The following is a 25,771-nucleotide window of genomic DNA, read 5'->3' as shown; positions in this document are numbered from 1 at the left end:
TGACTATTTGTGATACGGGTGCCCGGACAGCACTGTCCAGGCGCGATACAACTGCTCACCGATCAGAATCCTCACCAACGGGTGCGGCAGCGTCAATGGCGACAGCGACCAGCGCTGGTCAGCGCGGGCACAGACTTCCGGCGCCAGCCCTTCCGGGCCACCGACCATAAAGTTCACCGTGCGCGAATCCAGGCGCCAGCGGTCAAGCTCAACCGCCAGCTGCTCGGTACTCCACGGTTTGCCGTGCACTTCGAGGGTTACGATGCGCTCGCCCGGGCCTACCTTGGCCAGCATGGCTTCGCCTTCCTGGCGGATGAAGCGGGCCACGTCAGCATTCTTGCCACGGGTGTTGAGCGGTATTTCCACCAGTTCAAGTGCCAGCTCGGATGGCAGACGCTTGGCATATTCATGCCAGCCTTCTTCCACCCACTTGGGCATACGCGAACCGACAGCGATCAAACGCAGGCGCACAGCGAACCCTTACTCTTGGTCTTTGTTGAGCTTCAGGAAGTGCTCATGGGTGTTTTCCGGGCTGTGGTGAGCAGCGCTGCCTGCACGGCTTTGTTCAGCACCGGCCCACAGACGCTCCAGGTCGTAGAACTGACGGGCACTGGCGGTCATCATGTGAACGATCACGTCGTCCATGTCCAGCAGAACCCAGTCGCTGTCGCCCTTGCCTTCTTCGCCCAGCGGCTTGACGCCCAGAGCCTTCACCGCTTCGCGGATCTTGTCGAGCATCGCACCGATCTGACGGTTCGAAGTACCGGTAGCGATGATCATGAAGTCAGTGATGCTGTGCTTGTCACGCACGTCGATGACCTGGATATCCTGGGCCTTGACGTCTTCCAGGGCGGCAACAGCAACCTTGACCAGCTCTTCACCCTTGAGAGGCTCGGCGCTGAAGGTTTTTTCCGGCAATGGCGCGCTTTTGAAGGTGCCTTTGCGCTTTACTTTGCTTACATCTTTGTCAGTCATATAAAACTCGTTTTGCTCGTATGTTCGGGTGTTTCAATACACGACAATTGGCGCCTTGAAACACACCCTTTTTCAGTTCGACGCACGGTAAAGCCCGTGCGCATCGATGTAGGCCAGGACCGCGTCGGGCACCAGGTAACGTACCGACTTACCGCTGGCCAGCAGTTGGCGGATCTGGGTGGCGGATACCGCGAGCGGCGTCTGCCAAACGAATGCAATCTGTCCGCTTGCCCCCTTCAGGGCCAGCGGGTCGCTTACCGAGCGCGCTGCCAGCAGGTTGCGCAAGGCATCCGGCGGTTCGCTGTCGGCATCCGGGCGCTGTAGCACCAGGATATGGCAATGCTGGAGCAACTCTTCCCAGCGATGCCATGTGGGCAGGCCGCAAAACGCGTCCCAACCCAACAGTAAAAACAACTGGTCATACGCGGCCATCTCGGCCCGCATCAATTCCAGTGTATCGATCGTGTAGGACGGTTTGTCCCTTTGCAGCTCCCGGGCGTCCACTACCAGCGTAGCCACTCCTGCGACAGCGCACTCGACCATCGCCAAACGGTCGTGGGCTGACACCTGGGGGGTGTCACGGTGCGGCGGCCTGGCGTTGGGGGTCAGACGCAGCTCGTCGAGCCCCATCATCTCCGCCACTTCCAGCCCGCCACGCAGATGACCGATATGCACCGGATCGAAGGTTCCGCCCAGTACGCCTATGCGCTGGGGTAACACGTCGATCACAGGTGCCGGCGCTGACGCTTTCAGCTTGACCAAGTCAGACTGGCTCCTGACCGCGCAACTGGCCATCGCCGACCACAATGTACTTCTCGCAGGTCAGACCTTCGAGACCCACCGGGCCGCGGGCGTGCAGCTTATCAGTAGAAATGCCAATCTCCGCACCCAATCCGTATTCAAATCCATCGGCAAAGCAGGTTGGTGTGTTGAGCATCACGGAACTGGAGTCCACTTCGGCCATAAAACGCCGGGCATCGCCCTGGTGTTCGGTGACGATCGAGTCGGTGTGATGGGAGCCATAGTGATTGATATGCTCAATCGCCTGGTCCAGACCCTCCACGATACGAATCGACAGGATGGCGTCCAGGTACTCGGTGTTCCAGTCGTCTTCAGTGGCGGCAACCACGTCGATCAACTCCCGGGTACGCTCGCAACCGCGCAGTTCGACGCCCTTGGCGCGAAATTGTTCAGCCATTGCCGGCAAAAATTCTGCCGCGACGGCCTGATCCACCAGCAGGGTTTCCATCGCGCCGCAAATGCCATAACGGTAGGTCTTGGCGTTGAACGCAATGCGCTGCGCCTTGGCAAGATCGGCATGGGCACTGACGTATACATGGCAGATGCCGTCCAGGTGTTTGATCACCGGCACCTTGGCATCACGGCTGACCCGTTCGATCAGCCCCTTGCCGCCGCGAGGCACGATGACATCAACGTACTCGGGCATGGTGATCAGCGCGCCGACAGCGGCACGATCGGTCACTTCAACCACTTGCACCACGGCGGGCGGCAAACCGGCTTCGGCCAGGCCGCGCTGGATGCACACTGCAATGGCACGGTTGGAGTGAATCGCCTCGGAGCCACCGCGCAGGATGGTTGCGTTGCCCGACTTCAAGCACAGGCTGGCAGCATCAATGGTCACGTTAGGACGCGACTCGTAGATGATTCCGACTACACCCAGCGGTACACGCATCTTGCCGACCTGAATACCCGAAGGGCGGTAGCTCATGTCGCGAATCGCGCCGATGGGGTCTGGCAGGCTTGCCACCTGACGCAAACCGACAATCATGCTGTCGATGCGTGCAGGGGTCAGCGCCAGGCGCTCCAGCATGGCCGGCTCAAGGCCGTTGGCCCGGCCGGCGGCCAGGTCCAGTTCGTTGGCAGCAACCAGCTCCAGACGTGCGGCATCCAATGCAGCAGCAGCGCCGTGCAGGGCACGGTTTTTCTGCGCCGTACTGGCACGGCCGATCACGCGGGAGGCTTCGCGAGCAGCGCGACCCAGGCGGGTCATGTAGTCAAGAACGGACTCAGTCATGGTCTCAAGGGTCTTGGCAGGGAGGAAAGCGGCCGATTATAGCGGTCCCGCCGCCTCACGCACAGCGGTGGCAGGCGGATGGTCGAAATGGACCACAAATACACTGCGTTCAGCCCCGATTAAGCATGACTTGCTATGATCTGCACCTTTTCAGCTATCCACTGACCGTCCTGCACATGCCCATGATGCTGCCTGATGCCTTTTTCGATCGAGATGCCCAGCTTGTTGCTTGCCAACTGCTGGGCAAAGTCATTCGCCATCGGGTCAACGGGCTGTGGCTCAGCGCCCGGATTATCGAAACTGAAGCCTATTACCTCACCGACAAAGGCAGCCACGCCTCGCTGGGCTATACCGACAAGCGCAAGGCGCTGTTTCTCGATGGCGGGCATATCTACATGTATTACGCCCGCGGCGGCGACTCGCTGAATTTCAGCGCCCACGGCCCCGGCAACGCAGTGCTGATCAAATCGGCCCATCCCTGGCTTGATGAGCTGGCGGGCCCGGACAGCCTGGCGCAGATGCAACGCAACAACCCGGACGCCCAAGGCAACCCCCGGCCTGCACACAAACTGTGCGCGGGGCAAACCCTGCTGTGCAAAGCGCTGGGGTTGAAGGTGCGCGAATGGGATGCAAAATGTTTCGACCCCGAACGCTTGTGGGTCGATGACGTCAGAGAACAACCTTCGAAAATTATCCAGACCACCCGTCTGGGCATCCCCCACGGGCGCGACGAGCATTTGATGTACCGCTTTGTCGATGCTGACTACGCTGCGTATTGCACGCGTAATCCGCTGCGTCGCGGGCAGGTTGAGGGGCGGGATTTCATCACCCTGGAGCACAACTGATCCTGTGGGAGCGGGTTTGCTCGCGATGGCATCGCCGCAATTGTCCTGACAGACCGCGGGGCCTGCATCGCGTGCAAACCCACTCCCACAACTAGAGCCGGGCCAGCTTCAAGACTGTAGCGCCTACAAACAACCTAATAAGCAGACAAGGAAATCGGAACATGGGCCCATGGCTCGATAGCATCACCGGCTGGCTGACAGCCAACCCGCAGTGGCTGGGCCTCGCGGTGTTTATTGTGGCTTGCGTGGAGTGTCTGGCAATTGCCGGCATCATTGTTCCCGGCACCGTATTGTTGTTCGCCATTGCCGTCATGGCCGGCAGCGGCGCCCTGTCCCTGGGCCAAACCCTGCTGCTGGGCTTTCTCGGCGGGTTGCTCGGCGACGCGGTGTCCTACGCCCTGGGCAGGCGCTTCCACCAGAACATTCGCCGCTTACCCCTCTTGCGCACTCATCCCGAATGGATGAACGGGGCCGAGAGCTACTTCCATCGCTACGGTATTGTCAGCCTGTTGGTCGGGCGCTTTATCGGCCCGCTGCGGCCCATGCTGCCGATGGTGGCCGGGATGTGCGACATGCCGATCCCGCGCTTTATCGGCGTCAGCCTGCTGGCCGGAGCAGGCTGGTCGGTGGCGTACCTGCTACCGGGCTGGGCCACCGGTGCTGCCATTCGCCTGCCACTGCCCGAAGGCTTCTGGCTACAGGCCGCCATTGTTGCCGCAGGCCTCGCCGCCCTGCTGGGCCTGAGCATCAATGCCAGTATCCGTCGCCAACCCCGGGCCACGCTGCTGATCGGCACACTCAGCTTCGCCCTGCTACTGGCCGTCTTTATCGGTTATCCACACATGACCGCCTTCGACCAGGGCATCACGGCCCTGGTACAAGAGCATCGCAGCAGTGCCATGGACAGCGCCGCCGTGCTGGTGACGCAAATCGGCAACTTCCGTACCCAGTTTCTGGCGGCAGCCCTGGTGTGCGTCATTCTGCTGTTTACCCGGCAATGGCGGGCAATGTGGTTCTTTGGCGGGGTCACGCTGTTTACCGCGCTGGCCAATACCGCGACCAAGCACTTCTTCGCCCGGGTGCGCCCAGAAGTGCTGGTGGACCCGCTGACCAGCTACAGCATGCCCAGCGGCCACAGTTCGGGGGCGTTTGCGTTTTTTGTCGCCCTGGCCATTCTGGCCGGGCGCAACCAGCCACAACGCATGCGCGTCACCTGGGTATTGCTGGGTTGCCTGCTGGCGATCACCGTGGCGATGTCGCGGGTGTACCTGGGCGCTCACTGGCCAACGGACATCACCGCTGGGGCCCTGCTCGCCATCACTGTCAACGCATTCGCTCTGGCGTTAAGCCAGCGATACATGCCCCTTGAGCCGGTCCCGCAGAAAATCTGGTGGCTGATCTTGCCGTCAGTCACTGCGCTCTACGGGTTTTTCATGCTCGGGCACTTGTCCAGGGAACTGCTGCGCTACGCCTACTGAGATCAGTTGAGGGCTTCGCCCTGGATCTCATCGAGCAGCACTTGTATCCCGTCCAGACGCTGCTGCGGGTCATTGACCTGCAGCAGTTCGATCTTGTCTGCCTCGGCAAAGGGCAACAGGTACGCCAGTTGATTGGACAGCGACTGCTGCCCCGCCACCTCGGTGTTCATGTTCAGGGCCGCCACCATCGGGTGCTCGGCCAGCGCCTTGAGCAAGGCCAGCAGGTCCTGGTCTTCTTCCTGCAGGGGCTGCTCGGGGGCGTCATCCAGCCACTCGACTTGCGCCAGCAGTAGCTGATCGCGCTGCAACTCAGTGCCCAGCACTTCAAAGCGCCGCCCGCCCTCGACGCGAATGCCCAGCAGGCCGTTGTCCTGCTGCTGAAAATCGCGAATCAAGGCTTCACAGCCAATCCCGGCGATACCCTGGGGTGCATTGCCGACCTCACGGCCATCCAGGATGCACACCACACCAAAGCCTGTGCCCTGCTTCATGCAGCGGGCAACCATGTCCAGGTAGCGCGCCTCAAATATCTGCAAATCCAGCACACAACCTGGAAACAGCACAGTATTCAAAGGAAACAGCGGCAATGTCATAGCTTCACCCTTACACCATGAGGGTCACGGCCAACGGCAGGAACACCGCCGTACCCAGACCCATCAGACTCATCGCCAGCGCCGCGAAGGCGCCACACTCTTCACTTTCCTGCAGGGCCACCGAAGTGCCAACCGCGTGCGCCGTCATGCCCAGGGCCATACCTCGGGCCTCCGGGCTGTGAACCCCGAGCAGGCGCAACAGGCCCGGCCCGCAAATTGCGCCGATCACCCCGGTAATCAGCACAAACACTGCTGCCAGCGCCGCCACACCACCAATCTGCTCGGCCACCAGCATGGCAATCGGTGAGGTCACCGACTTGGGCGCCAGGGTCATCAGCATCATGTGCTCGGCCCCGAACCACCAGGCCAGGCCCACCACCAACGCAGTGGCGAAGACGCCGCCAATTACCAGCGTAGTAAAAATGGGCCAGAACAACTGCCGGATCCGCCGCAGGTTCAGGTACAGCGGCACCGCCAGCGCCACCGTTGCGGGGCCCAGCAAAATACTCAGGATATCGGTGCTCTTGCGGTACTCCGCGTAGCTCAGGCCGCAACTGAGCAGCACACCGATCACCAGCAGCATCGAGGCCAGCACCGGCTGCAGGAAGAGCCAGCGGGTTTTCTCGTAAGCGGCGAGCACCAGTTGATAGGCGCCCAGGGTGATACCGATACCAAACAACGGATGATGGATGACTGACTCCCAGGCGCCCTGCCATTGCAGATTCATGGCCGCTCCTCGGGATGGCTGTGATTCTTGAGCAGACGCTGCATCAGTACGCCGACGAATGCCATCGAGATCAATAGCGACAGCACCAGCGCCCCGACAATCGCCCAGAAGTCAGCGGCAATATCGGCGGCGTACACCATCACGCCCACCGCGGGCGGCACCAACAGCAAGGGTAAATAACGCAACAACCCGCCGGCAGCCTGACTCAATGGCTCGCTGACTTGACCGCGCACCATCAAGAAGCCCAACAACAGCAGCAATCCGATAATGGGCCCGGGCAATACGGGGACGAACAAGTGATTGAGGGCGGTACCGAGCAATTGAAACAGCACCAGCCAAGTCAAGCCGCGTAGCAACATTTCACCTCTCCAGCGAATATTTTTGTGCCGCATTATAAGCACGTCCTACCGACCAACGGCCCAGGCTTGCACCTTGGCATACAATAACTGCCGATGTTTCATCCGGGCCTATAGACAGCTTCCATTGCTGCGGCATACTCGGTGGCTTAATTATCCGGATCCCGTTATGCGCCCATTTGCCCCCCTTGCTTTGACCCTGCTGCTGACGGCCTGTGGAGACGGTGAATCACTGTTACCGCCCGACGCACGCCTGCCCGATGGCGGGCGCTATCGAGGCGAAGTGGTCAACGGGTTGCTGCAGGGCCAGGGCCGTATCGACTATCCGAATGGCAATTGGTACGCAGGGGAGTTCAAAAATGGCCAGTGGCACGGCCAGGGCGAGTGGCACGCCAGCAATGGCGATAGCTATCGCGGCGGTTTCGCGCAAGGCCTGTACAGCGGCCATGGCCGCCTGACCACCCACGACAGCACCTACGAGGGCGGGTTCAAGCTGGGCAACCGCGAGGGCGAGGGCACGCTCAAGCAAGGCACCCTGAGCTATCGCGGCGACTTCAAGGATGACCAGTTCTCGGGCGATGGCCATCTGGAGCTGGAAGACGGCAGCCAGTACCAGGGCCAGTTTGCCCACGGCAAACCCCACGGCACCGGCAGGCGCAGCGATGCCAGCGGCAATGAGTTCGTCGGCGAGTTCGTCAATGGCGAACTTGAAGGCAACGGTATCTTCAACAGCGCCGACGGCGACCAGTACGAGGGCGCGTTCAAGCACAACCAGCTCAACGGCAAGGGCCGCTATGAGAATGCCGACGGCGATGTGTGGAGCGGCGACTTCAAAGACGGCGCTTTAACCGGCAAGGGCGAACTGACAGGCATCGACGGCAGCCACTACAGCGGCATGTTCAACGAGTGGCGCTTCAATGGTCCCGGCCATTTGAGCCTGCCCGACGGCAGCACCTATGTTGGCGAGTTCGCCGCAGACACCTATCAGGGCCAGGGCACCCTGACCCTGAGCGACGGTACCGTACAAAGCGGCTACTGGCTCAACGGCCAGCGAGTGCGCGATGCCAAAGGGACAGTCTTGCCCGACCCGCTGGAGCTGGGGCTGCTCAACCAGGGCACATTGCTCAACAAGGCGCTGGACGGCGTTGCCCCATCCACCCCGGCAATCGAGCTGTACAGCCTGGTGCTGGCGGGGGACGGCAAGCAGAGCGTGTTCAAGCGCGAAGCCGATTACGTCAGCGACATGCTGGCCAGCCGTTTTGGCAGCCGTGGCCGGATCACCCTGGTGAACCACCGCGACCATCTGCTCGATCGCCCCATGGCCACCCGCGAAAACCTGTACCGCGCGGCAAAAACCCTGGCCGGGCGCACCGGCCCTGAAGACCTGATTTTCATTTATCTGACCAGCCACGGCACCCAGGAACACGAGCTGGTACTCGATCAACCGCGCATGGAGCTGGCAGACCTGCCCGCCGACGAACTGGCTGCAGCCTTGGCCCCCCTGAAAAACCGCGACAAGATCATCGTGATTTCATCCTGCTATTCAGGCGGTTTTATCCCCGCGCTCAAGGATGAAAAAACCCTGATCATGACCGCATCCCAGGCTGACCGCGTGTCTTTTGGCTGCTCTGAAGAAGCCGACTTTACCTACTTCGGCAATGCCTTGTTTGCTCAGGCGCTGAACCAGACCGACGACCTGCAAAAAGCCTTCAAACTGGCCAGGCAGTACGTGGCCGAACGCGAACAAGCGGATGGCTACGAGCCATCCGAACCGCAAATCTGGGCGCCAAAAGGCGTTCTGAACCACTGGCAACGCTTGCGTCAACAACAAGCGAAACAGGCTTTGCAGTAAGCAAATAACCCTGGAATGGCTAAGCTGGTTGTATCAAGGGAGAAACATTATGCACTTGACGCCTTCACATATTTTGCTCGCAGGCGCTACCGGCCTTACCGGCGAACTGCTACTTGACCGCCTGCTCAACGAGCCCACCATCACCCGCGTGCTCGCCCCTTCACGCAAGCCTCTGGCGGCGCATCCGCACCTGGAAAACCCGGTAGGTGACCCCGCCGTGTTCCTGCCTCAACTCAGTGGCCGGGTCGATGTCGCCTTCTGCTGCCTGGGCACCACGATCAAGCAGGCAGGTTCCGAGGCAGCCTTCCGCGCGGTGGATCACGACATGGTGGTGGCTTTCGCCAAACGCGCGCGGGAAATGGGCGCACGCCATCTGGTGGTGGTCAGTGCCATCGGCGCCGACCCCAAGTCCTCGGTGTTCTATAACCGGGTCAAGGGTGAAATGGAGCAGTCGCTGCGCGCGCAAAACTGGCCGCAACTGACCATTGCCCGTCCTTCCCTGCTACTGGGCGATCGCGTCGAGCCACGTCTGGCCGAACAGATCGCCGGGCCACTGTCCAAACTGATTCCGGGCAAGTACCACGGTATCGAAGCCTGCCAGCTGGCCCGTGCGCTGTGGCGCCTGGCACTGGAAGAACAGGACGGCGTGCGGGTGATCGAATCCGATGAGTTGCGCAAGCTGGGTAAATAGTCACCCGCCCTGCTGGCTACAAACCACCGCTGGCCTGAAACCCGACACCCAGCACCGTCAGCACGGACAACGGCAATAGCACGGTATCGAGCAACGCGCTGGCGGGCAGGTCCAGGCCCGGATAGCGCGGAGCCTCGGCGCCAAAGCGATCCTTGGCACAGCACCCGCCCTCAAGGGCATACACGTCCAGCCGCGTACCCGAGTACACAACGGGAGCGCCCGGTTTGGCCGCATCCAGCGTTCGCACGCTGGCGCAACCACAAACCAGAGCCGCCACCAGCAGGGCCAATAGCGCCTTACTCATCGCCGCCCACATGGTACTCGCCCCAGCGCGGGAGCATGTCTTGGGGGATATTGAGCAGGTTGAGAATGCGCGCCACCACAAAATCCACCAGGTCATCGATAGTCTGCGGTTGATGATAAAAGCCGGGCGATGCAGGCACTATTACCGCGCCCATATTGGACAGCTTGAGCATGTTCTCCAGATGGATACTGGAATACGGCGCCTCACGCGGCACCAGAATCAGCTGGCGACGCTCCTTGAGCGTCACGTCTGCGGCCCGCTCGATCAGGTTGTTGCAAGCGCCGGTGGCAATCCCCGACAGGGTGCCGGTGGAACACGGCACCACCACCATCGCAGCGGGTGCTCCCGACCCCGAAGCCACGGGCGACATCCAGTCCTCCTTGCCGTATACGCGAATCTGCCCTGCGGCAGCGCCCGTGTATTCAGTCAGAAAAGCCTGCATTGCTTGTGGCTTTGGCGGCAGGCTGACATCCGTTTCGGTTGCCATGACCAATTGTGCGGCCTTGGAGATCAGGAAGTGGACTTCGCGGTCTTCGCGCACCAGGCAATCGAGCAGGCGCAAGGCGTACGGCATGCCGGAAGCACCGGTGACCGCCAGGGTTATGCGTTCCGGGCCACTCATTGCAGCGCTTCCGCCAGCTTGCCATGCAGCCCGCCGAAGCCGCCATTGCTCATGATCACCACATGGGTACCGGGCTTAACCTGGGCCTTGACCTCGGCAATGATGGCGTCCAGCGAATCGCACACCTTGGTCGGCACCGGGCTCGATGCCACCGTCGCGGCCAGATCCCAACCCAGATTGGCCGGGGCATACCAGACCACATGATCCGCCTGCACCACGCTTTGCGGCAGGCCATCACGGTGGGCTCCGAGCTTCATGGAGTTGGAGCGCGGCTCAATCACCGCGATCAAGGGCGCGTCACCAATGTGCTTGCGCAGGCCATCGAGGGTGGTCGCGATCGCAGTCGGATGGTGGGCAAAGTCGTCGTAGAGGGTAATGCCGTGGACTTCGGCGACTTTCTCCATACGTCGTTTCACGCTTTTGAAAGCGCTCAACCCATCTATCGCCATGCTCGGCACCACGCCGACATGGCGCGCTGCGGCCAGGGTCGCCAGGGCGTTGGCCACGTTATGCTGGCCGGTCATGTTCCAATCGACGGTACCTTGCAGCGCGCCGTCAAACAGCACCTCAAAGCGAGAGCCGTCATCACTGAGCAGCCTGGCTTGCCATTGACCATCGACGCCCGTGGTTTGTACCGGCGTCCAGCAGCCCATTTCGATTACACGCTGCAATGCAGGCTCGGTGGTCGGGTGGATAACCAGCCCTTCACTCGGGATAGTGCGCACCAAATGGTGGAATTGCCGCTCAATGGCCGGCAAGTCCGGGAAGATGTCAGCGTGATCGAACTCGAGATTGTTGAGGATTGCCGTGCGCGGACGGTAGTGGACAAACTTCGAGCGCTTGTCGAAAAAGGCGCTGTCATATTCATCGGCTTCTACCACAAAGAACGGCGTATCACCCAGACGGGCCGACACGGCAAAGTTCTGCGGCACACCGCCAATCAGGAAACCCGGGGCCATGCCCGCGTACTCCAGCACCCAGGCCAGCATGCTGCTGGTCGTGGTTTTACCGTGGGTACCTGCCACGGCCAGTACCCAGCGGCCTTGCAGCACATGGTCAGCCAGCCATTGTGGGCCGGACACGTAAGGCAGGCCCTTGTTGAGCACGTACTCAACTGCGGGGTTGCCACGGGACAGCGCATTGCCGATCACCACTACATCTGGCGCCGGATCGAGCTGAACCGGGTCATAGCCCTGGGTTAGTTCAATACCTTGAGCCTGCAGCTGGGTGCTCATCGGCGGATAGACGTTGGCGTCTGAGCCAGTAACGTGATGGCCCAGTTCTTTGGCCAGAACCGCCAGCGACCCCATGAAAGTGCCGCAAATACCCAAAATATGAATGTGCATAGTTGACCTCGTAAACCATCGGCGAAGGGTAGCGTAGCAAGGTTCTTTTCGCACCTGATGATTCTGAAACCCTCACCCTAGCCCTCTCCCTGAGGGAGAGGCGACTAAAAGCAAAAGCGGATTTGCGCAACGCCTCAGGTCAGCCCCCTCACCCTCCGGGAGACGGTTGGGGTGAGGGGCTTTTAAGCATTACCGCTCAATCCCATGCTTGCGCAGCTTTCTATACAGGGTGTTGCGGCTCACCCCCAGTTGCAGCGCGGTATGGGTCATATGCCAGCGGTGCAGTTCGAGCGCCAGCAACAAGGCCTGCTTTTCGGCATCCTCAAGCGGGTATTCACATGCTTCAGGGGCTTTGGGCGGAGCCAGGCGAATAGTGGCCGGCAGATCTTCGTACTGGATCACGTCGTTTTCGCAGAGTGCAGCCAGGGTTCGCAGCACATTGCGCAGCTGACGCACGTTGCCTGGCCAGGCAAAATCCAGCAACGCCTCACGTGCCGCCGGGCTGATAAACAGGCGCTGCCCTCCCGCCTCTTCGGCCAGCAAGAAGTCCAGCAACTGCGATTTGTCCGTGCGCTCGCGCAACGCTGGCAAACCGATTTCCAGTCCATTAAGGCGGTAATACAGGTCTTCACGAAAACTGCCGTCCGCCACCCGCTCCTGCAAGTTACGGTGGGTGGCGCTGATAATGCGCACGTTGACCGCCATCGGCTCGCCACCAATGGGCACCACCACACGGTCCTCCAGCACTCTTAACAACCGGGTTTGCAACCCCAGCGGCATATCGCCAATTTCATCCAAAAACAGGGTGCCGCCATCGGCCTGCTGCAACTTGCCCTGCATGCCTTCCTTGCGTGCCCCGGTAAAACTACCACCGCGATAGCCGAACAGTTCACTCTCGATCAGGCTTTCGGGGATCGACGCGCAGTTGAGCGCCACAAACGGCTTGCTGCTGCGCAAGCTGGCTTGATGCACAGCCTTGGCAAAGGCTTCTTTGCCGGAGCCGGTTTCACCATTGACCAACAGCGGCACATCGCGCTCAAACACCCGTAATGCCCGGCGAAAATCCGTCTGCAGGGCCTCATCACCCAGGCAGATGCTGCTCGGGCGCGGTGGCTCGGCTTGCACCATGACCGGGGCAGGCCCGTTCCGTGGTTGGCCGCGCAGTGCCGCAAATAATCGACGCCCGTCGCGGGTATGCAGCGGCCAACTGGCATTCGCCTGGAGGGTGGCCCGACTGAAAAGCTCATCCCGCGGGCAATCGAAAACACTGTCGACCGATTGCCCGAGCAAACTGCCACGCACATGCCCTAGCAGGTTCAGGGCACTCTGGTTAACCGCGCCTATAACTCCGTCGCCATCAAACGCCAGCATGCCTTCGCTGAACAATCCGACAGACTCGGCGTGCAGATGAAAACGCAGCAGCCACTGATTCTGAAAGTGCCCGAGGAAGTAGCTGTTTTCGATGATTTTCGCTGACAGATTAACCAGCGCCATCGTATGAAACTGGCTCTGACGGGAAGCCTCATGGCGGGCCGAAGACACGTCGAGCACCGCCAGCAATTCGCCCTGCGGATCGAACACCGGGCTGGCCGAGCAGGTCAGCCCGGTGTGCCGGCCACGAAAGTGTTCATCCTGATGGATGGTCAGTGCCTGACGCTCGACCAGGCAGGTACCGATGCCGTTGGTACCCTCCCTGGCTTCGCTCCAGTCGGCCCCCAGCCACAGCCCCGCCTGCTCGAACACCTTGCGTTCGGAGGGGGCAGTGACACAGTTGAGGATCACGCCACGGGCATCAGTCAATAGCACCGCGTGCCCGGCACCGGAGAGTTGCTGATGCAGGCTGTTCATTTCGTGACCGGCAATTTTCAGCACCTGCTGCAAACGCTCGCGGCCTTCAAGGATACGGCCTTGCTCAAGTACGGTCGGGGCGATGGTTTGCGCAGGATCGAGGTGATAGTCCTCCAGGCAACGCTGCCAGGAACGGACGATGGACGGGTCACACCCTTGCGGGCGACCGCGGGTGACATCAATGACTTGCCGTGCGTGACGGCGCAAATCGGTGCTGTGCATTTCTTATTGTTCTCCGCTCTGTCTCGGTGGTCCCGTGCTCAACAGAGGCAACTCGCCCTCAGCGGCAACAAAGATCCAGTCCAAACCGAACGCCCAGCATCCTCTTGCTCACCGGCCTTTGCAATCGCGAACTGACCGGCCGGTCATCGGTTGTGCCAAGACTGGTACAAATTGTCACCACAGCTGTATCAGGTGTGCCACAAGCCCCTCTCCCCAACGACCGGGTAAAACCCGCAAAGCCTTGGAAGACAAGGCCTGCACAAAGATGGCCCAGCCCTTGCTCATACTTTTGCCAGCGCCACAGCGCGTCTTCCCATAAGCACAATAAAGCCAGGAGACACTCACCATGCGTTACGCACAACCCGGTACTGAAGGCTCGATTGTTTCGTTCAAGAGCCGTTACGGTAACTACATCGGCGGCGAATTCGTGGCACCGGTCAAAGGCCAGTACTTCACCAACACCTCGCCGGTCAACGGCAAAGCCATTGCCGAATTCCCGCGTTCTACTGCCGAAGACATCGAAAAAGCCCTCGACGCTGCCCACGCCGCTGCTGATGCCTGGGGCGCGACCTCAGTGCAGGCACGTTCGCTGGTGTTGCTGAAGATTGCTGACCGCATTGAGCAAAACCTCGAACTGCTGGCCATTACCGAAACCTGGGACAACGGCAAAGCCGTACGCGAAACCCTGAACGCCGACGTGCCGCTGGCCGCGGATCATTTCCGTTACTACGCCGGCTGCATCCGCGCTCAAGAAGGCAGCGCCGCCGAAATTGACGGCAATACCGTGGCGTATCACATCCACGAACCGCTGGGCGTGGTCGGGCAGATCATTCCGTGGAACTTCCCGCTGCTGATGGCCGCCTGGAAACTTGCCCCTGCACTGGCGGCGGGCAACTGCATCGTGCTCAAACCGGCTGAACAAACGCCGCTGAGCATCACCGTTTTTATGGAACTGATCGGCGACCTGCTGCCACCGGGCGTCCTCAACGTCGTGCAGGGGTTCGGTAAAGAAGCAGGCGAAGCGCTGGCTACCAGCAAACGCATTGCCAAGATCGCCTTTACTGGCTCCACACCTGTAGGCGCTCACATCATGAAATGTGCCGCCGAGAACATCATCCCGTCGACCGTGGAACTGGGTGGCAAGTCGCCAAACATCTTCTTCGAAGACATCATGCAGGCCGAGCCGGCCTTTATTGAAAAAGCCGCTGAAGGTCTGGTGCTGGCATTCTTCAACCAGGGCGAAGTGTGCACCTGCCCGTCGCGGGCGCTGGTGCAGGAGTCGATCTACGACGACTTTATGAAAGTGGTGATGCGCAAGGTCGAGGCAATCAAGCGTGGAGACCCGCTGGACACCGACACCATGGTCGGCGCCCAGGCCTCCGAACAGCAATTCGACAAGATCCTGTCCTACCTTGAAATTGCCAGGAACGAAGGCGCTGAACTGCTGACCGGCGGTGCCGTAGCCAAGCTCGAAGGCGATCTGGCAACCGGCTATTACATCCAGCCGACCCTGCTCAAGGGCACCAACAAAATGCGCGTCTTCCAGGAAGAAATCTTTGGCCCGGTGGTCAGCATCACCACCTTCAAGGACGAAGCCGAAGCGCTGGCGATTGCCAACGACACCGAGTTTGGCCTCGGCGCCGGCCTGTGGACCCGCGACATCAACCGCGCCTATCGCATGGGCCGTGCCATCAAGGCGGGTCGCGTGTGGACCAACTGTTACCACCTCTACCCGGCACACGCCGCGTTCGGCGGGTACAAAAAATCCGGCGTCGGCCGTGAAACCCACAAAATGATGCTCGACCACTACCAACAGACCAAAAACCTGCTGGTGAGCTACGACATCAACCCGCTGGGTTTCTTCTAACCCAGAACCCTGTAGGAGCGGGCTTGTTCGCGAAAGGATCGCTGCGCTGTACTGAACGACCGCAGCGCCTGCATCGCGAGCAAGCCCGCTCCCACAAACTGGCATCAATAGCTCTACACCGGGCCTTCTGGCCTAGCTCTTGCTTATCTCCCTGTCATATTTTCTCAAACTATAAAAGAACAGGTGAATTCCCATGCCTAGCGAACCTACTGCCGCTGCGGCGGCGTCCTCTGTCGATTTTGAAAAAGTCGGCTCCGATTATTTCCAACAACGTGAACTGAAAAAAGGCGCTGCCGGCTGGGTCCTGCTGGTGGGCCTGGGCGTGGCCTATGTGATTTCCGGCGACTACGCCGGCTGGAACTTCGGCCTGGCCCAGGGCGGCTGGGGCGGAATGTTTATCGCCACATTGCTGATGGCCACCATGTACTTGTGCATGTGCTTTTCACTGGCCGAACTGTCCTCGATGATCCCCACTGCCGGTGGCGGCTACGGCTTTGCCCGCAGTGCTTTCGGGCCGTGGGGCGGGTTCCTCACCGGTACGGCGATCCTGATTGAATATGCCATCGCCCCTGCCGCGATTGCCTGTTTTATCGGCGCCTATTGCGAGTCGCTGTTCGGTATTGGCGGCTGGATGATCTACCTGGCGTTCTACATCATCTTTATCGGCATCCATATTTTCGGGGTCGGGGAAGCGCTCAAGCTGATGTTCATCATCACCGCCGTGGCGGCCATTGCCCTGGGGGTGTTTCTGGTCGCGATGGTGCCGCACTTCAGCGTCGCCAACCTGCTGGATATCCCGGTCACCGAGGCCAAGGGCGCCAGCGCATTTCTGCCCTTCGGTTATGTCGGTGTCTGGGCAGCCATCCCTTATGCGATCTGGTTTTTCCTCGCTGTCGAAGGCGTGCCGCTGGCTGCTGAAGAAACCAAGAACCCCAAGCGTGACCTGCCTCGCGGGCTGATCGGCGCCATGCTGGTTCTGGCCACCTTTGCCCTGCTGATTCTGGTGATCGGCCCGGGCGGCGCCGGCGCGCACCACTTGATGGCATCGGGTAATCCGCTGGTCTAAGCCCTGAGCAAGGCGTATGGCGGCTCGACCTGGATGGGCGGCTTTGTGAACCTGGTGGGCCTGGCCGGTTTGATTGCCAGCTTCTTCTCGATCATTTACGCCTATTCACGTCAGATCTTCGCCTTGTCCCGCGCCGGCTATTTGCCGCGCAAACTGTCCGAAACCAACAAGAGCAAGGCGCCGGTGCTGGCCTTGATCATTCCCGGCATTATCGGTTTTGGTCTGTCACTGACCGGCCAGGGCGACTTGCTGATTCTGGTGGCGGTATTTGGCGCGACCATTTCCTATGTGCTGATGATGGCCGCGCATATCACCCTGCGTATTCGCCGCCCTAAAATGGAGCGCCCGTATCGCACGCCGGGCGGCATTTTCACTTCGGGCACTGCTTTGGTGCTTGCCTGTGTCGCGGTGGTGGCCGGCTTCCTGGTTGACCCGCGGGTGGTGATTGGCGCTGCGGTGATCTATGGAGTATTAATTGCCTACTTCGCTTTTTACAGTCGGCACCATTTGGTGGCCGGTACGCCGGAAGAGGAATTTGCGGCTATTCAACAGGCCGAAAAAGCCTTGCACTGACCGCTGAGAATCCCGCCAGACGCCTTGCGTCTGGCGTCATGGAGCACCCTGTATGGCAACGTTCTCACATGCGGTTGGCACTCAGACCTACCGTTTCGATAGCCTTAAAGATGTAATGGCCAAGGCTGGCCCGGCCCGTTCCGGGGATTTTCTGGCCGGCGTGGCTGCGCAAAACGACGGCGAACGGGTGGCCGCGCAAATGGCGCTGGCTGACATCCCGCTCGCCTATTTTCTGCAAGAAGTTCTGATCCCCTACGAGACCGATGAGGTCACCCGGCTGATTATCGACAGCCATGATCTTCAAGCCTTCGCTCCGGTCAGCCACCTGACCGTCGGTGGCTTTCGCGACTGGCTGCTCAGCGACGCAGCCAGCGAGGACAGCCTGCGGGCCCTGGCGCCGGGCCTGACCCCGGAAATGGCCGCCGCCGTGTCGAAGATCATGCGCGTACAGGACCTGATTCTGGTCGCGCAAAAGATCCGTGTGGTTACCCGGTTTCGCGGCACCATGGGCCTGCGCGGCCGACTTTCGACACGCCTGCAACCCAACCACCCCACCGATGACCCGGCCGGCATTGCCGCCAGCATTCTCGACGGGCTGCTCTACGGCAACGGCGATGCCATGATCGGCATCAACCCGGCCACTGACAGCATTGCCTCGATCTGCGACCTGCTGAACATGCTCGACGCCATCATCCAGCGCTATGAAATCCCCACCCAGTCCTGCGTACTGACCCACGTCACCACCTCGATCGAAGCCATCAATCGCGGCGTGCCGCTGGATCTGGTATTTCAGTCCATTGCCGGCACCGAGGCAGCCAACGCCAGTTTTGGCATCAACCTGAATGTGCTGCAGGAAGGCTACGAGGCAGGTTTAAGCCTCAATCGCGGGACTCTGGGCAATAACCTGATGTATTTCGAAACAGGTCAGGGCAGCGCGCTGTCGGCCAACGCCCATTTCGGCGTGGATCAACAAACCTGTGAAACCCGCGCCTACGCCGTGGCACGGCATTTCAAGCCGTTTCTGGTCAATACCGTGGTCGGTTTTATCGGCCCCGAGTACCTGTACAACGGCAAGCAGATCATCCGCGCCGGCCTTGAGGACCACTTCTGCGGCAAGCTGCTGGGTGTGCCCATGGGCTGTGATATCTGCTACACCAACCATGCCGAAGCGGACCAGGACGACATGGACACCCTGCTGACATTGCTGGGGGTGGCCGGGATCAACTTCATCATGGGCATCCCGGGGTCGGACGACATCATGCTCAACTATCAGACCACGTCGTTCCATGACGCCCTGTATGCCCGCAAAACCCTGGGGTTAAAACCCGCCCCAGAGTTTGAACAGTGGCTCAGCAAGGTGGGCATTTTTACTCAGAACGATGGCCGCATCGAGTTCGGCCATCAACTGCCACCTGCATTTCGCCAGGCGCTGGCTCATTTGGGAGGACGCTAGGCATGGCCGACAACCTTAACCCGTGGCTGGAGCTGCGCCGCCTGACCCCCGCACGTATTGCCCTGGGACGCACCGGCACCAGCATGCCGACCCAGGCCCAACTCGACTTTCAATTCGCCCATGCCCAGGCCCGGGATGCGGTGCATTTGCCGTTTGATCACCCCGGCCTGAGTGCACAGTTAACCGAGCGCGGGCGCGAGAGCCTGCTGCTGCACAGTGCCGCGGCTGACCGCCACAGCTACCTGCAACGCCCGGATCTGGGACGCAAGCTCAACGACGACTCTGCGCAGCAATTGCGCGACTACGCAGCGGCCAACCCCGGCGGCATCGATGTCGCCGTGGTGGTAGCGGATGGCTTGTCGGCACTGGCCGTGCATCGCCACACCTTGCCCTTCCTGGCGCGCATGGAAGAGCACACGGCGACTGAAGGCTGGTCGCTGTCGCCGGTGATTCTGGTAGAGCAGGGGCGAGTTGCCGTGGCCGATGAAATTGGCGAACTGCTGGGCGCACGCATGGTGGTGATGTTGATCGGCGAACGCCCCGGGCTCAGCTCCCCCGACAGCCTGGGGCTGTACTTCACCTACGCGCCGAAAATCGGCCTGACCGATGCGTATCGCAACTGTATTTCCAATGTACGGCTTGAAGGCCTGAGCTACGGCATGGCCGCTCATCGGCTGGCGTACCTGATGCGCGAAGCCTGCCGGCGGCAATTATCGGGAGTGAATCTGAAGGATGAAGCCCAGGTGCAGACCCTGGATGTCGAAGCGCCCAGCGAAAACTTTCTGCTCAAGGGCGATTAACTCTGCGTAGCAGCTGCCGAAGGAACGAGGCTGCTGCTACGGCTTTTGACTACCAATACACGCTTCGCTACAAACTCACACTGCAGAATTCGTCTCAATCCGTATAATCCGGTTCTTCAAAAAAGTACGAAAAAACTACAATTGTTGTAGTTAACTACGCATCCCTACCCGCACAGACCTGCAGAGCCGGGTCATCAACACAGGTGCTTCACATGGATTTCAACCCGATCGACATTATCCTGCACCTCGATGTGTACCTCGACATGCTGGTAAACAATTACGGGCCATGGATCTACGCCATCCTGTTTCTGGTGATTTTTTGCGAAACCGGTCTGGTGGTCATGCCGTTTTTGCCGGGTGATTCGCTGCTCTTTATCGCGGGCGCCGTAGCTGCCGGCGGCGGCATGGACCCGGTACTGCTCGCAGGCTTGCTGATGCTGGCTGCGATCATGGGCGACAGCACCAACTACGTTATCGGACGAACGGCAGGCGAGCGCTTGTTCAGCAACCCGAATTCGAAAATCTTCCGTCGCGACTACCTGGAAAAAACCCACGACTTCTATGAGCGTCATGGCGGTAAAACCGTAACCATGGCCCGTTTCCTGCCGATTTTCCGCACCTTCGCTCCGTTTGTTGCCGGTGTGGCGCGCATGTTCTACCCGCGCTTCTTTATGTTCAGCGTATTCGGCACCATCCTGTGGGTTGGCGGCCTGGTCACTCTGGGTTATTTCTTCGGCAATGTGCCATTTATCAAGAAGAACCTGTCGCTGCTGGTGGTGGGCATCATTCTGCTGTCGCTGGTACCGATGATTATTGGCGTGATCCGCAGTCGTCTGGGCCGTACTCCAGCCAAAGCCAAAGCCTGATCGGGAGACACCACCATGTGGTCTCTAAGTGAATGGCGGCGCCAGCGAATCCTTGCGCAGCACCCGGTAACGCCTGACGTATGGCACAACGTGCGCCAGCATCTGAGCATTCTCGACGGGCTGAATGACGAGCAGGACAAATGGCTGCGCGACAGCAGCGTATTGTTTCTGCAAGCCAAGCACCTCACCCCCATGCCCGGGGTTGAGCTGACCGAAGAGGGCCGGCTGTTGCTGGCCGCTCAGGCGCAATTGCCGCTGCTCAACCTGGGTGACCTGGACTGGTACCAGGGCTTTCACGAAATCGTGCTCTATCCCGACGACTTCGTCAGCCCCCAGCGCCATCGCGATTCCAGCGGTGTAGAGCATGAATGGGAAGGCCATCACAGCGGTGAAGCCTGGCAGCATGGGCCGGTCGTTCTGGCATGGCCGGGCGTTCTGGCCAGCGGTGGCTGGGAAGGCTACAACCTGGTCATCCACGAACTGGCGCACAAGCTGGACATGCTCAATGGTGCCGCGAATGGCATGCCGCCCTTGCACAGCAGCATGCATGTCAGTGACTGGACCCAGGCCATGCAACAGGCCTACGACCATCTCAATCACTACCTCGACCACCACAACCCCGACCACGCGCCTATCGACCCCTATGCCGCCGAAAACCCGGCGGAGTTTTTTGCGGTCACCAGCGAGTACTTTTTCAGCGTACCCGACCTGTTGAACCATGCCTACCCGCTGGTCTATCAACAACTGAGCCTGTTTTATCGTCAGGACACGCTGGCACGCCTCAAGCAGCTGCAAAGCGAACACCCCGAATACCGCGCGCAGCACTGATCGCCCAAGGGTGACGTCCTTATAGGAATACGCCTATAATCGCCGCCACTTTTTGGCCAAATCGGCCAAACAAACTGGCCTACTAACGGGGGCACCGCCCAATGAGCTACAGCAAGATTCCGGCTGGCAAAGACCTGCCGAATGACATCTACGTCGCTATCGAGATTCCGGCTAACCACGCGCCGATCAAATATGAAATCGACAAAGACAGCGATTGCCTGTTCGTTGACCGCTTCATGGCCACCCCGATGTTCTACCCGGCCAACTACGGTTTTATCCCTAACACCCTGGCTGACGACGGTGATCCGCTGGACGTGCTGGTGGTTACCCCTTACCCGGTAGCTCCAGGCTCGGTTATCCGTGCTCGCCCGGTTGGCATCCTGCACATGACTGACGACGGCGGCGGCGATGCCAAAGTGGTTGCAGTGCCTCACGACAAGCTGTCCCAGCTGTACGTTGACGTGAAAGAGTACACCGACCTGCCACCCCTGCTGATCCAGCAGATCCAGCACTTCTTCGAGAACTACAAAGATCTCGAAAAAGGCAAATGGGTGAAGATCGAAGGTTGGGGCGATGCTGAAGCTGCCCGTGCCGAAATCACCAAATCGGTTGCGGCCTACAAAGGCTAAGCAAGCGGTTAAAAAAAACCTCGGCTCGCCGGGGTTTTTTTATGCCTGCATAAACGCAATAAAACAGCCTGTTTACGGCGCGCAAAATGCCCAGTCAATGCCAGTAGGAAATATCGCTGCAAGCCTAGGAATTTTCTGGTTTTACCGTTTTTTTTTGAACGCTTAGTTTATTTAAACAGGCTTGGCTTGCCCGTAGACTCTGTGTTCATGAATACATCCGGTGATCGCCTGAAAGCCCTCCTGCGGGAGTGCCATTTAACCGCTTCGGACTTCGCAGCCAATCGCCGCGTTACGCCGCAGCACGTCAACAACTGGTTCAAACGGGGCATTCCGATGGCTCGCCTGGACGAAATCGCCGAACTGCTGTGCGTCAACAGCCGCTGGCTACGTACCGGCGAGGGCGTCAAGCATCCGGGCCTTGTCAGCAGCAACGATGAAAAATCGCCTGCCCAGACCGGACAGCCCAAACCGGCTAATGCCTGCGATATTGACGCGCCCTTCTACAACGAAACCTTGCACCCCGACGGATCAGGCAAAACCCATGTGGTGAAAATTCCTGATTGCACCGTGCGGCTCAGTTGCTCGACCCTGCAGGCCCTGGATGTCAGCCCCGACCAGGCCATTTGCGCACCCATGATTGGCAACAGCATGGCGCACAGGATCCAGGATGGTTCCACAGTCGCCATCGACCGCAGCCTGACCCAAATCGTCGACGGTGAAATCTACGCGCTCGAGCAGGATGGCATGCTGCGCATCAAATACCTCTACCGCCTGCCCAACAACGGCCTGCGCATCCGCAGCCACAACTGCCTGGAGTATCCGGACGAAGTCTTTGACGCAACAGAAGTCCATGCGCAGCAGATACGGATACTGGGCTGGGTATTCTGGTGGTCCACGCTTAGCCAGCGACGCCCGCCAGTGCCTTACAAACTGGACGAACAACCTTAGGTCTGGGAAAAGTACTCAAACCCCAGTATGATTCGTCGCACTTGTGCACTCCCCCTCGCGGCACGCGAGCCGGAATGCAGGGCCAGGCAGCAAAAAGCCGCTACGCCCCACACCCAGCCACAACGCGCTGGATGTCCCGATTGAAGGCGAGTACGGCTTACCAAAAATAAGCCAAACCCGCCCCCGAGAAGCCGGCCACAAGCCGGCTTTTTAATGCCTGAAATAATCCTCGTTCACTCGACACTCCTCGATAGCGACGCCATCACCCGCCAGTTCGCGTTCGATCTGTTCGATGCTGGGCAAACTGGTCTGCAACTCTGCTGGCAGTGACTCTACCAACTGGTACTCGGCCACGCCGATGGGCCGGGTGTTATCGCGCAAGGCGTACTCGGCCACCACCTTGTTCTTGCTGGAGCACAGCAACAGGCCGATGGTGGGGCTGTCCTGGGGATCCTTGACCTGCCCATCCACGGCGGCCAGATAAAAACCCAACTGCCCAAGGTGCTCCGGTTTGAATTTACCGGCCTTGAGTTCAACCACTACATAGCAGCGCAGCTTGAGGTGGTAGAACAGCAGATCGATGAAAAACTCGTCACCTCCCACATTCAAAAGCACTTGTTTGCCGACGAAGGCAAAACCTGCGCCCAGCTCCAGCAAAAAGTCGGTGACATGCCTGACTAGAGCAGTTTCTATCTCTCGCTCGTGCGCATCAGCGCCGAGGCCAAGAAAGTCGAAACGGTAGGGATCTTTCAACGACTCACGGGCCAAATCGGACTGGGGTTTGGGCAAGAAGTTTTCAAAATTGCTCACGGCCTTGCCACTGCGCTCCAGTAAACGACCCTCGATCTGCATGACCAGCGTATTTCGCGACCAGTTGTGTTCGATGGCCTTGGCCGCATACCAGCGGCGGGTTTCTGGGCCGGGGAGTTTGTCCAGCAACGCCAATTGGTGATACCAGGGCAATTGTGCAAGCACCTCTTGCACAATTGCTGTGTCAGGCCATGCCTGGGCAAAGGCACGCATATATTTGAGGTTGCGTGGCGAGAAACCTTTCATGTGCGGGAAGGCTGCGCGCAGATCCAGCGCCAGACGCTCAATCACTTTCGTGCCCCAACCTTGCTGTGTCTGGCGGGTCAAAATGTCGTGACCGATTTGCCAGTACAGCAGCACCAGCTCGCGGTTCACCGCCAACGTGGCGCGCTGCTGGGCGCCATGAATGCGGCCTTTAAGATCGCTCAACCAGTCACTGTAGCCCTCGGGCTGCGCACTCAAACCAACAGGAGTTTCACTCATGGCTTTTTCTCTCGTGACCACGCCAGCGTGCTCGAAACATCTGCAGTGCACAGATCCAATCGCTGGCAGGGCACACAACATAAGCCTTTAAATTCGGTCTTTTCGTACGACACTTCGCTTTCATTCTCGTGAAACTTCCGAGAAAAATCCCGTTCGCTTACGCCTGCCAAACTCGGGAAATAGTCTCGGGCCATCGCTGCAAAATCAGCGGTCGGGTTTAGTCGCCCGATCTGTAATCCGGCGCAAGGCAACACTTCCGCAAGGTGCTTTTTACGGCCTGTGTTTTATGGTGGCCGTGCGCAGGGCGCCCTGTCGATTTGCCCCAAAACCCGCCGTCTGCTAGTGTCAGCCGGTTTTAACGCCTACCGAGAATGCCGCCATGGCCCGCAAAAAAGCTTCCCCGGATTTCGAACAGTCACTCGCTGACCTGCAAACACTGGTCGAGCGTCTGGAAAATGGCGAGCTGTCGCTGGAAGATTCCCTGACCGCCTTCGAACAAGGCATCCGCCTGACCCGTGATTGCCAGGGCGCACTGGCCCAGGCCGAGCAGAAAGTACAGATCCTGCTTGAGCGTGACGGTGAGCTGGCACAAGAGCCTTTTGATGCGGAACAGTCCGAATGATTGATGCTTACCAGATCAGCAGCCAGGCCCGTGTCAATGCGGCGCTTGAAAGCCTGTTTGTCGCTCCGGCTCCCGAGCTGGCCCGTCTTTATGAGGCCATGCGCTACAGCGTCATGAATGGCGGCAAACGGGTTCGCCCGCTGCTGGCCTATGCCGCCTGCGAAGCCCTCGGCAGTACACCTGAGCAAGCCAATGGCGCGGCCTGTGCCGTGGAATTGATCCACGCCTATTCGCTGGTGCACGACGACTTGCCCGCAATGGACGATGACGATCTGCGTCGCGGCCAGCCAACCACCCACAAAGCGTTCGACGAAGCCTGCGCCATTCTGGCGGGCGACGGCCTGCAAAGCCTGGCGTTCAGCGCTTTGCTCGACCCGCGCCTGAGCAACCTGGACGCCGACACCCGTTTGCGCATGGTCACGGCCCTGGCTTTTGCTGCAGGCCCGGCGGGCATGGTCGGCGGGCAAGCGATCGACCTCGGTTCGGTGGGGCTCAAGCTCGACCAGGCCGCGCTGGAATACATGCACCGGCACAAGACCGGCGCCCTGATCGAAGCCAGCGTGCAACTGGGCGCCCTGGCCAGCGGTCATGCAAACGAAGACAACCTGCACGCACTGAGCCTTTATGCACGGGCCATTGGCCTGGCGTTTCAGGTTCAGGACGACATTCTGGATGTTGAAAGCGATACCGCAACTCTGGGTAAACGCCAGGGGGCCGACATAGCACGGGACAAACCGACCTACCCCGCCCTGATGGGGCTGGAGCAGGCCAAAGGCTATGCGCTTGAGCTGCGCGACCAGGCGCTCAACGCCCTGCGACATTTTGATGCAGCCGCCGAACCGCTGCGTGAACTGGCACGTTATATCGTTGAGCGACGCCACTAAAGGGCGCTGCTCAGTAACGTTTTCTGACAGCTCTAATGCCAAGGTCTT

The 25,771-nt window shown here is 59.9% G+C and carries 25 protein-coding genes and 1 pseudogene; 14 read left to right on the top strand and 12 right to left on the bottom strand.

Features of this window, described 5'->3' with window-relative positions; all coding sequences use genetic code 11:
- Window positions 1-3 precede the first annotated feature (3 nt).
- The 4 genes from rlmH to PPTH39_RS07175 all read right to left on the bottom strand — a co-directional run bounded on the left by rlmH (window position 4) and on the right by PPTH39_RS07175 (window position 3,010).
- Complete coding sequence (gene rlmH / locus PPTH39_RS07190; RefSeq protein WP_003444191.1) at window positions 4-471, bottom strand: 23S rRNA (pseudouridine(1915)-N(3))-methyltransferase RlmH; 468 nt, start codon at window positions 469-471, stop codon at window positions 4-6.
- Between the two features lie 9 nt (window positions 472-480).
- The gene (gene rsfS / locus PPTH39_RS07185) at window positions 481-975 is read right to left on the bottom strand and encodes a ribosome silencing factor (protein WP_016779261.1); all 495 of its coding nucleotides are present in this window, start codon (window positions 973-975) and stop codon (window positions 481-483) included.
- 72 nt (window positions 976-1,047) lie between these two features.
- Window positions 1,048-1,770 carry a nicotinate-nucleotide adenylyltransferase gene (gene nadD, locus PPTH39_RS07180; RefSeq protein WP_232527619.1) on the bottom strand — a complete coding sequence of 241 codons (723 nt, stop codon included), beginning with the start codon at window positions 1,768-1,770 and terminating at the stop codon, window positions 1,048-1,050.
- Window positions 1,739-3,010: a glutamate-5-semialdehyde dehydrogenase gene (locus PPTH39_RS07175; RefSeq protein ID WP_095019051.1), complete on the bottom strand. Its 1,272-nt coding sequence runs from the start codon at window positions 3,008-3,010 to the stop codon at window positions 1,739-1,741. Before PPTH39_RS07175 ends, nadD begins: the two co-directional genes overlap by 32 nt.
- Window positions 3,011-3,186: 176 nt before the next feature.
- Between PPTH39_RS07175 and PPTH39_RS07170 the strand changes: the two genes are divergently transcribed.
- Both PPTH39_RS07170 and PPTH39_RS07165 read left to right on the top strand, forming a co-directional pair.
- Entirely contained in the window at window positions 3,187-3,855 is a 669-nt protein-coding gene (locus PPTH39_RS07170) for a DNA-3-methyladenine glycosylase (RefSeq protein WP_094999968.1), read from the top strand.
- A gap of 161 nt (window positions 3,856-4,016) precedes the next feature.
- Window positions 4,017-5,333 (top strand): bifunctional DedA family/phosphatase PAP2 family protein, encoded by a 1,317-nt coding sequence (locus tag PPTH39_RS07165; protein ID WP_094999441.1) that lies wholly within the window; start codon window positions 4,017-4,019, stop codon window positions 5,331-5,333.
- A gap of 2 nt (window positions 5,334-5,335) precedes the next feature.
- Here the strand turns inward: PPTH39_RS07165 and PPTH39_RS07160 are convergent, their stop codons facing one another.
- Genes PPTH39_RS07160 through PPTH39_RS07150 form a run of 3 tightly spaced genes read right to left on the bottom strand, consistent with a single transcriptional unit; the run spans window position 5,336 to window position 7,012 of the window.
- Window positions 5,336-5,926: an LON peptidase substrate-binding domain-containing protein gene (locus PPTH39_RS07160; RefSeq protein ID WP_094999442.1), complete on the bottom strand. Its 591-nt coding sequence runs from the start codon at window positions 5,924-5,926 to the stop codon at window positions 5,336-5,338.
- Between the two features lie 10 nt (window positions 5,927-5,936).
- A complete protein-coding gene (locus PPTH39_RS07155; RefSeq protein WP_094999443.1) occupies window positions 5,937-6,653 on the bottom strand; it encodes an LrgB family protein in 717 nt (238 codons plus the stop codon).
- Entirely contained in the window at window positions 6,650-7,012 is a 363-nt protein-coding gene (locus tag PPTH39_RS07150) for a CidA/LrgA family protein (RefSeq protein ID WP_094999444.1), read from the bottom strand. Before PPTH39_RS07150 ends, PPTH39_RS07155 begins: the two co-directional genes overlap by 4 nt.
- A gap of 166 nt (window positions 7,013-7,178) precedes the next feature.
- Between PPTH39_RS07150 and PPTH39_RS07145 the strand changes: the two genes are divergently transcribed.
- Together PPTH39_RS07145 and PPTH39_RS07140 are read left to right on the top strand one after the other, a co-directional pair.
- The gene (locus PPTH39_RS07145; RefSeq protein WP_094999445.1) at window positions 7,179-8,861 is read left to right on the top strand and encodes a C13 family peptidase; all 1,683 of its coding nucleotides are present in this window, start codon (window positions 7,179-7,181) and stop codon (window positions 8,859-8,861) included.
- A gap of 49 nt (window positions 8,862-8,910) precedes the next feature.
- Window positions 8,911-9,552 carry an oxidoreductase gene (locus PPTH39_RS07140; RefSeq protein WP_094999446.1) on the top strand — a complete coding sequence of 214 codons (642 nt, stop codon included), beginning with the start codon at window positions 8,911-8,913 and terminating at the stop codon, window positions 9,550-9,552.
- A 16-nt stretch (window positions 9,553-9,568) separates the two neighbouring features.
- Here the strand turns inward: PPTH39_RS07140 and PPTH39_RS07135 are convergent, their stop codons facing one another.
- The 4 genes from PPTH39_RS07135 to PPTH39_RS07120 form a co-directional block, all read right to left on the bottom strand.
- On the bottom strand, window positions 9,569-9,856 hold the full coding sequence (locus PPTH39_RS07135; RefSeq protein WP_094999447.1) for a YceK/YidQ family lipoprotein: 288 nt from the start codon (window positions 9,854-9,856) through the stop codon (window positions 9,569-9,571).
- Complete coding sequence (gene ubiX, locus PPTH39_RS07130; RefSeq protein ID WP_094999448.1) at window positions 9,849-10,478, bottom strand: flavin prenyltransferase UbiX; 630 nt, start codon at window positions 10,476-10,478, stop codon at window positions 9,849-9,851. Before ubiX ends, PPTH39_RS07135 begins: the two co-directional genes overlap by 8 nt.
- Complete coding sequence (gene mpl, locus PPTH39_RS07125) at window positions 10,475-11,824, bottom strand: UDP-N-acetylmuramate:L-alanyl-gamma-D-glutamyl-meso-diaminopimelate ligase (protein WP_094999449.1); 1,350 nt, start codon at window positions 11,822-11,824, stop codon at window positions 10,475-10,477. Before mpl ends, ubiX begins: the two co-directional genes overlap by 4 nt.
- Window positions 11,825-12,013: 189 nt before the next feature.
- Window positions 12,014-13,894 (bottom strand): sigma-54-dependent Fis family transcriptional regulator, encoded by a 1,881-nt coding sequence (locus PPTH39_RS07120; RefSeq protein WP_130871816.1) that lies wholly within the window; start codon window positions 13,892-13,894, stop codon window positions 12,014-12,016.
- A gap of 346 nt (window positions 13,895-14,240) precedes the next feature.
- On the opposite strand from PPTH39_RS07120, the gene exaC reads away from it, so the two are divergent.
- The 8 genes and pseudogenes from exaC to PPTH39_RS07080 all read left to right on the top strand — a co-directional run bounded on the left by exaC (window position 14,241) and on the right by PPTH39_RS07080 (window position 22,924).
- Complete coding sequence (gene exaC / locus PPTH39_RS07115) at window positions 14,241-15,761, top strand: acetaldehyde dehydrogenase ExaC (RefSeq protein WP_095020958.1); 1,521 nt, start codon at window positions 14,241-14,243, stop codon at window positions 15,759-15,761.
- 193 nt (window positions 15,762-15,954) lie between these two features.
- Window positions 15,955-17,400: pseudogene (gene eat, locus PPTH39_RS07110) on the top strand (ethanolamine permease).
- A 52-nt stretch (window positions 17,401-17,452) separates the two neighbouring features.
- Complete coding sequence (locus PPTH39_RS07105; protein ID WP_095020960.1) at window positions 17,453-18,853, top strand: ethanolamine ammonia-lyase subunit EutB; 1,401 nt, start codon at window positions 17,453-17,455, stop codon at window positions 18,851-18,853.
- A 2-nt stretch (window positions 18,854-18,855) separates the two neighbouring features.
- A complete protein-coding gene (eutC, locus tag PPTH39_RS07100) occupies window positions 18,856-19,653 on the top strand; it encodes an ethanolamine ammonia-lyase subunit EutC (RefSeq protein ID WP_094999454.1) in 798 nt (265 codons plus the stop codon).
- Between the two features lie 212 nt (window positions 19,654-19,865).
- On the top strand, window positions 19,866-20,519 hold the full coding sequence (locus PPTH39_RS07095) for a DedA family protein (protein ID WP_094999455.1): 654 nt from the start codon (window positions 19,866-19,868) through the stop codon (window positions 20,517-20,519).
- Window positions 20,520-20,534: 15 nt separating this feature from the next.
- Window positions 20,535-21,347, top strand: coding sequence for a M90 family metallopeptidase (locus tag PPTH39_RS07090; RefSeq protein WP_130871815.1), 813 nt, complete (start codon window positions 20,535-20,537; stop codon window positions 21,345-21,347).
- A 101-nt stretch (window positions 21,348-21,448) separates the two neighbouring features.
- The gene (gene ppa, locus PPTH39_RS07085) at window positions 21,449-21,976 is read left to right on the top strand and encodes an inorganic diphosphatase (protein ID WP_016779241.1); all 528 of its coding nucleotides are present in this window, start codon (window positions 21,449-21,451) and stop codon (window positions 21,974-21,976) included.
- Window positions 21,977-22,183: 207 nt separating this feature from the next.
- Complete coding sequence (locus PPTH39_RS07080; protein ID WP_094999457.1) at window positions 22,184-22,924, top strand: LexA family transcriptional regulator; 741 nt, start codon at window positions 22,184-22,186, stop codon at window positions 22,922-22,924.
- 210 nt (window positions 22,925-23,134) lie between these two features.
- Here PPTH39_RS07080 and PPTH39_RS07075 read toward each other — a convergent pair whose 3' ends face one another.
- A complete protein-coding gene (locus PPTH39_RS07075; RefSeq protein WP_094999458.1) occupies window positions 23,135-24,217 on the bottom strand; it encodes a PDDEXK nuclease domain-containing protein in 1,083 nt (360 codons plus the stop codon).
- 379 nt (window positions 24,218-24,596) lie between these two features.
- Here PPTH39_RS07075 and PPTH39_RS07070 point away from each other — a divergent pair, with 379 nt between their 5' ends.
- Window positions 24,597-24,839 (top strand): exodeoxyribonuclease VII small subunit, encoded by a 243-nt coding sequence (locus tag PPTH39_RS07070; protein ID WP_019824297.1) that lies wholly within the window; start codon window positions 24,597-24,599, stop codon window positions 24,837-24,839.
- The gene (gene ispA / locus PPTH39_RS07065) at window positions 24,836-25,723 is read left to right on the top strand and encodes a (2E,6E)-farnesyl diphosphate synthase (protein ID WP_095019061.1); all 888 of its coding nucleotides are present in this window, start codon (window positions 24,836-24,838) and stop codon (window positions 25,721-25,723) included. Before PPTH39_RS07070 ends, ispA begins: the two co-directional genes overlap by 4 nt.
- The last annotated feature ends 48 nt before the right edge of the window (window positions 25,724-25,771 follow it).

The sequence above is a fragment of the Pseudomonas bubulae genome (genome assembly GCF_900618535.1).
In the GTDB taxonomy this organism is placed as follows: domain Bacteria; phylum Pseudomonadota; class Gammaproteobacteria; order Pseudomonadales; family Pseudomonadaceae; genus Aquipseudomonas; species Aquipseudomonas bubulae.
This window is presented reverse-complemented; position numbering and strand designations above follow the sequence as displayed.

Coding starts and splice junctions, on each gene's coding strand:
- ppa (WP_016779241.1), top strand. CDS start 21,449: ATGAGCTACAGCAAGATTCCGGCTGGCAAAGACCTGCCGAATGACATC.
- PPTH39_RS07075 (WP_094999458.1), bottom strand. CDS start 24,217: ATGAGTGAAACTCCTGTTGGTTTGAGTGCGCAGCCCGAGGGCTACAGT.
- PPTH39_RS07105 (WP_095020960.1), top strand. CDS start 17,453: ATGGCAACGTTCTCACATGCGGTTGGCACTCAGACCTACCGTTTCGAT.
- PPTH39_RS07170 (WP_094999968.1), top strand. CDS start 3,187: ATGCCCATGATGCTGCCTGATGCCTTTTTCGATCGAGATGCCCAGCTT.
- eutC (WP_094999454.1), top strand. CDS start 18,856: ATGGCCGACAACCTTAACCCGTGGCTGGAGCTGCGCCGCCTGACCCCC.
- PPTH39_RS07155 (WP_094999443.1), bottom strand. CDS start 6,653: ATGAATCTGCAATGGCAGGGCGCCTGGGAGTCAGTCATCCATCATCCG.
- PPTH39_RS07095 (WP_094999455.1), top strand. CDS start 19,866: ATGGATTTCAACCCGATCGACATTATCCTGCACCTCGATGTGTACCTC.
- mpl (WP_094999449.1), bottom strand. CDS start 11,824: ATGCACATTCATATTTTGGGTATTTGCGGCACTTTCATGGGGTCGCTG.
- PPTH39_RS07090 (WP_130871815.1), top strand. CDS start 20,535: ATGTGGTCTCTAAGTGAATGGCGGCGCCAGCGAATCCTTGCGCAGCAC.
- PPTH39_RS07140 (WP_094999446.1), top strand. CDS start 8,911: ATGCACTTGACGCCTTCACATATTTTGCTCGCAGGCGCTACCGGCCTT.
- ubiX (WP_094999448.1), bottom strand. CDS start 10,478: ATGAGTGGCCCGGAACGCATAACCCTGGCGGTCACCGGTGCTTCCGGC.
- ispA (WP_095019061.1), top strand. CDS start 24,836: ATGATTGATGCTTACCAGATCAGCAGCCAGGCCCGTGTCAATGCGGCG.
- PPTH39_RS07160 (WP_094999442.1), bottom strand. CDS start 5,926: ATGACATTGCCGCTGTTTCCTTTGAATACTGTGCTGTTTCCAGGTTGT.
- PPTH39_RS07165 (WP_094999441.1), top strand. CDS start 4,017: ATGGGCCCATGGCTCGATAGCATCACCGGCTGGCTGACAGCCAACCCG.
- PPTH39_RS07080 (WP_094999457.1), top strand. CDS start 22,184: ATGAATACATCCGGTGATCGCCTGAAAGCCCTCCTGCGGGAGTGCCAT.
- PPTH39_RS07070 (WP_019824297.1), top strand. CDS start 24,597: ATGGCCCGCAAAAAAGCTTCCCCGGATTTCGAACAGTCACTCGCTGAC.
- nadD (WP_232527619.1), bottom strand. CDS start 1,770: ATGGCCAGTTGCGCGGTCAGGAGCCAGTCTGACTTGGTCAAGCTGAAA.
- PPTH39_RS07175 (WP_095019051.1), bottom strand. CDS start 3,010: ATGACTGAGTCCGTTCTTGACTACATGACCCGCCTGGGTCGCGCTGCT.
- exaC (WP_095020958.1), top strand. CDS start 14,241: ATGCGTTACGCACAACCCGGTACTGAAGGCTCGATTGTTTCGTTCAAG.
- PPTH39_RS07145 (WP_094999445.1), top strand. CDS start 7,179: ATGCGCCCATTTGCCCCCCTTGCTTTGACCCTGCTGCTGACGGCCTGT.
- PPTH39_RS07120 (WP_130871816.1), bottom strand. CDS start 13,894: ATGCACAGCACCGATTTGCGCCGTCACGCACGGCAAGTCATTGATGTC.
- PPTH39_RS07135 (WP_094999447.1), bottom strand. CDS start 9,856: ATGAGTAAGGCGCTATTGGCCCTGCTGGTGGCGGCTCTGGTTTGTGGT.
- PPTH39_RS07150 (WP_094999444.1), bottom strand. CDS start 7,012: ATGTTGCTACGCGGCTTGACTTGGCTGGTGCTGTTTCAATTGCTCGGT.
- rsfS (WP_016779261.1), bottom strand. CDS start 975: ATGACTGACAAAGATGTAAGCAAAGTAAAGCGCAAAGGCACCTTCAAA.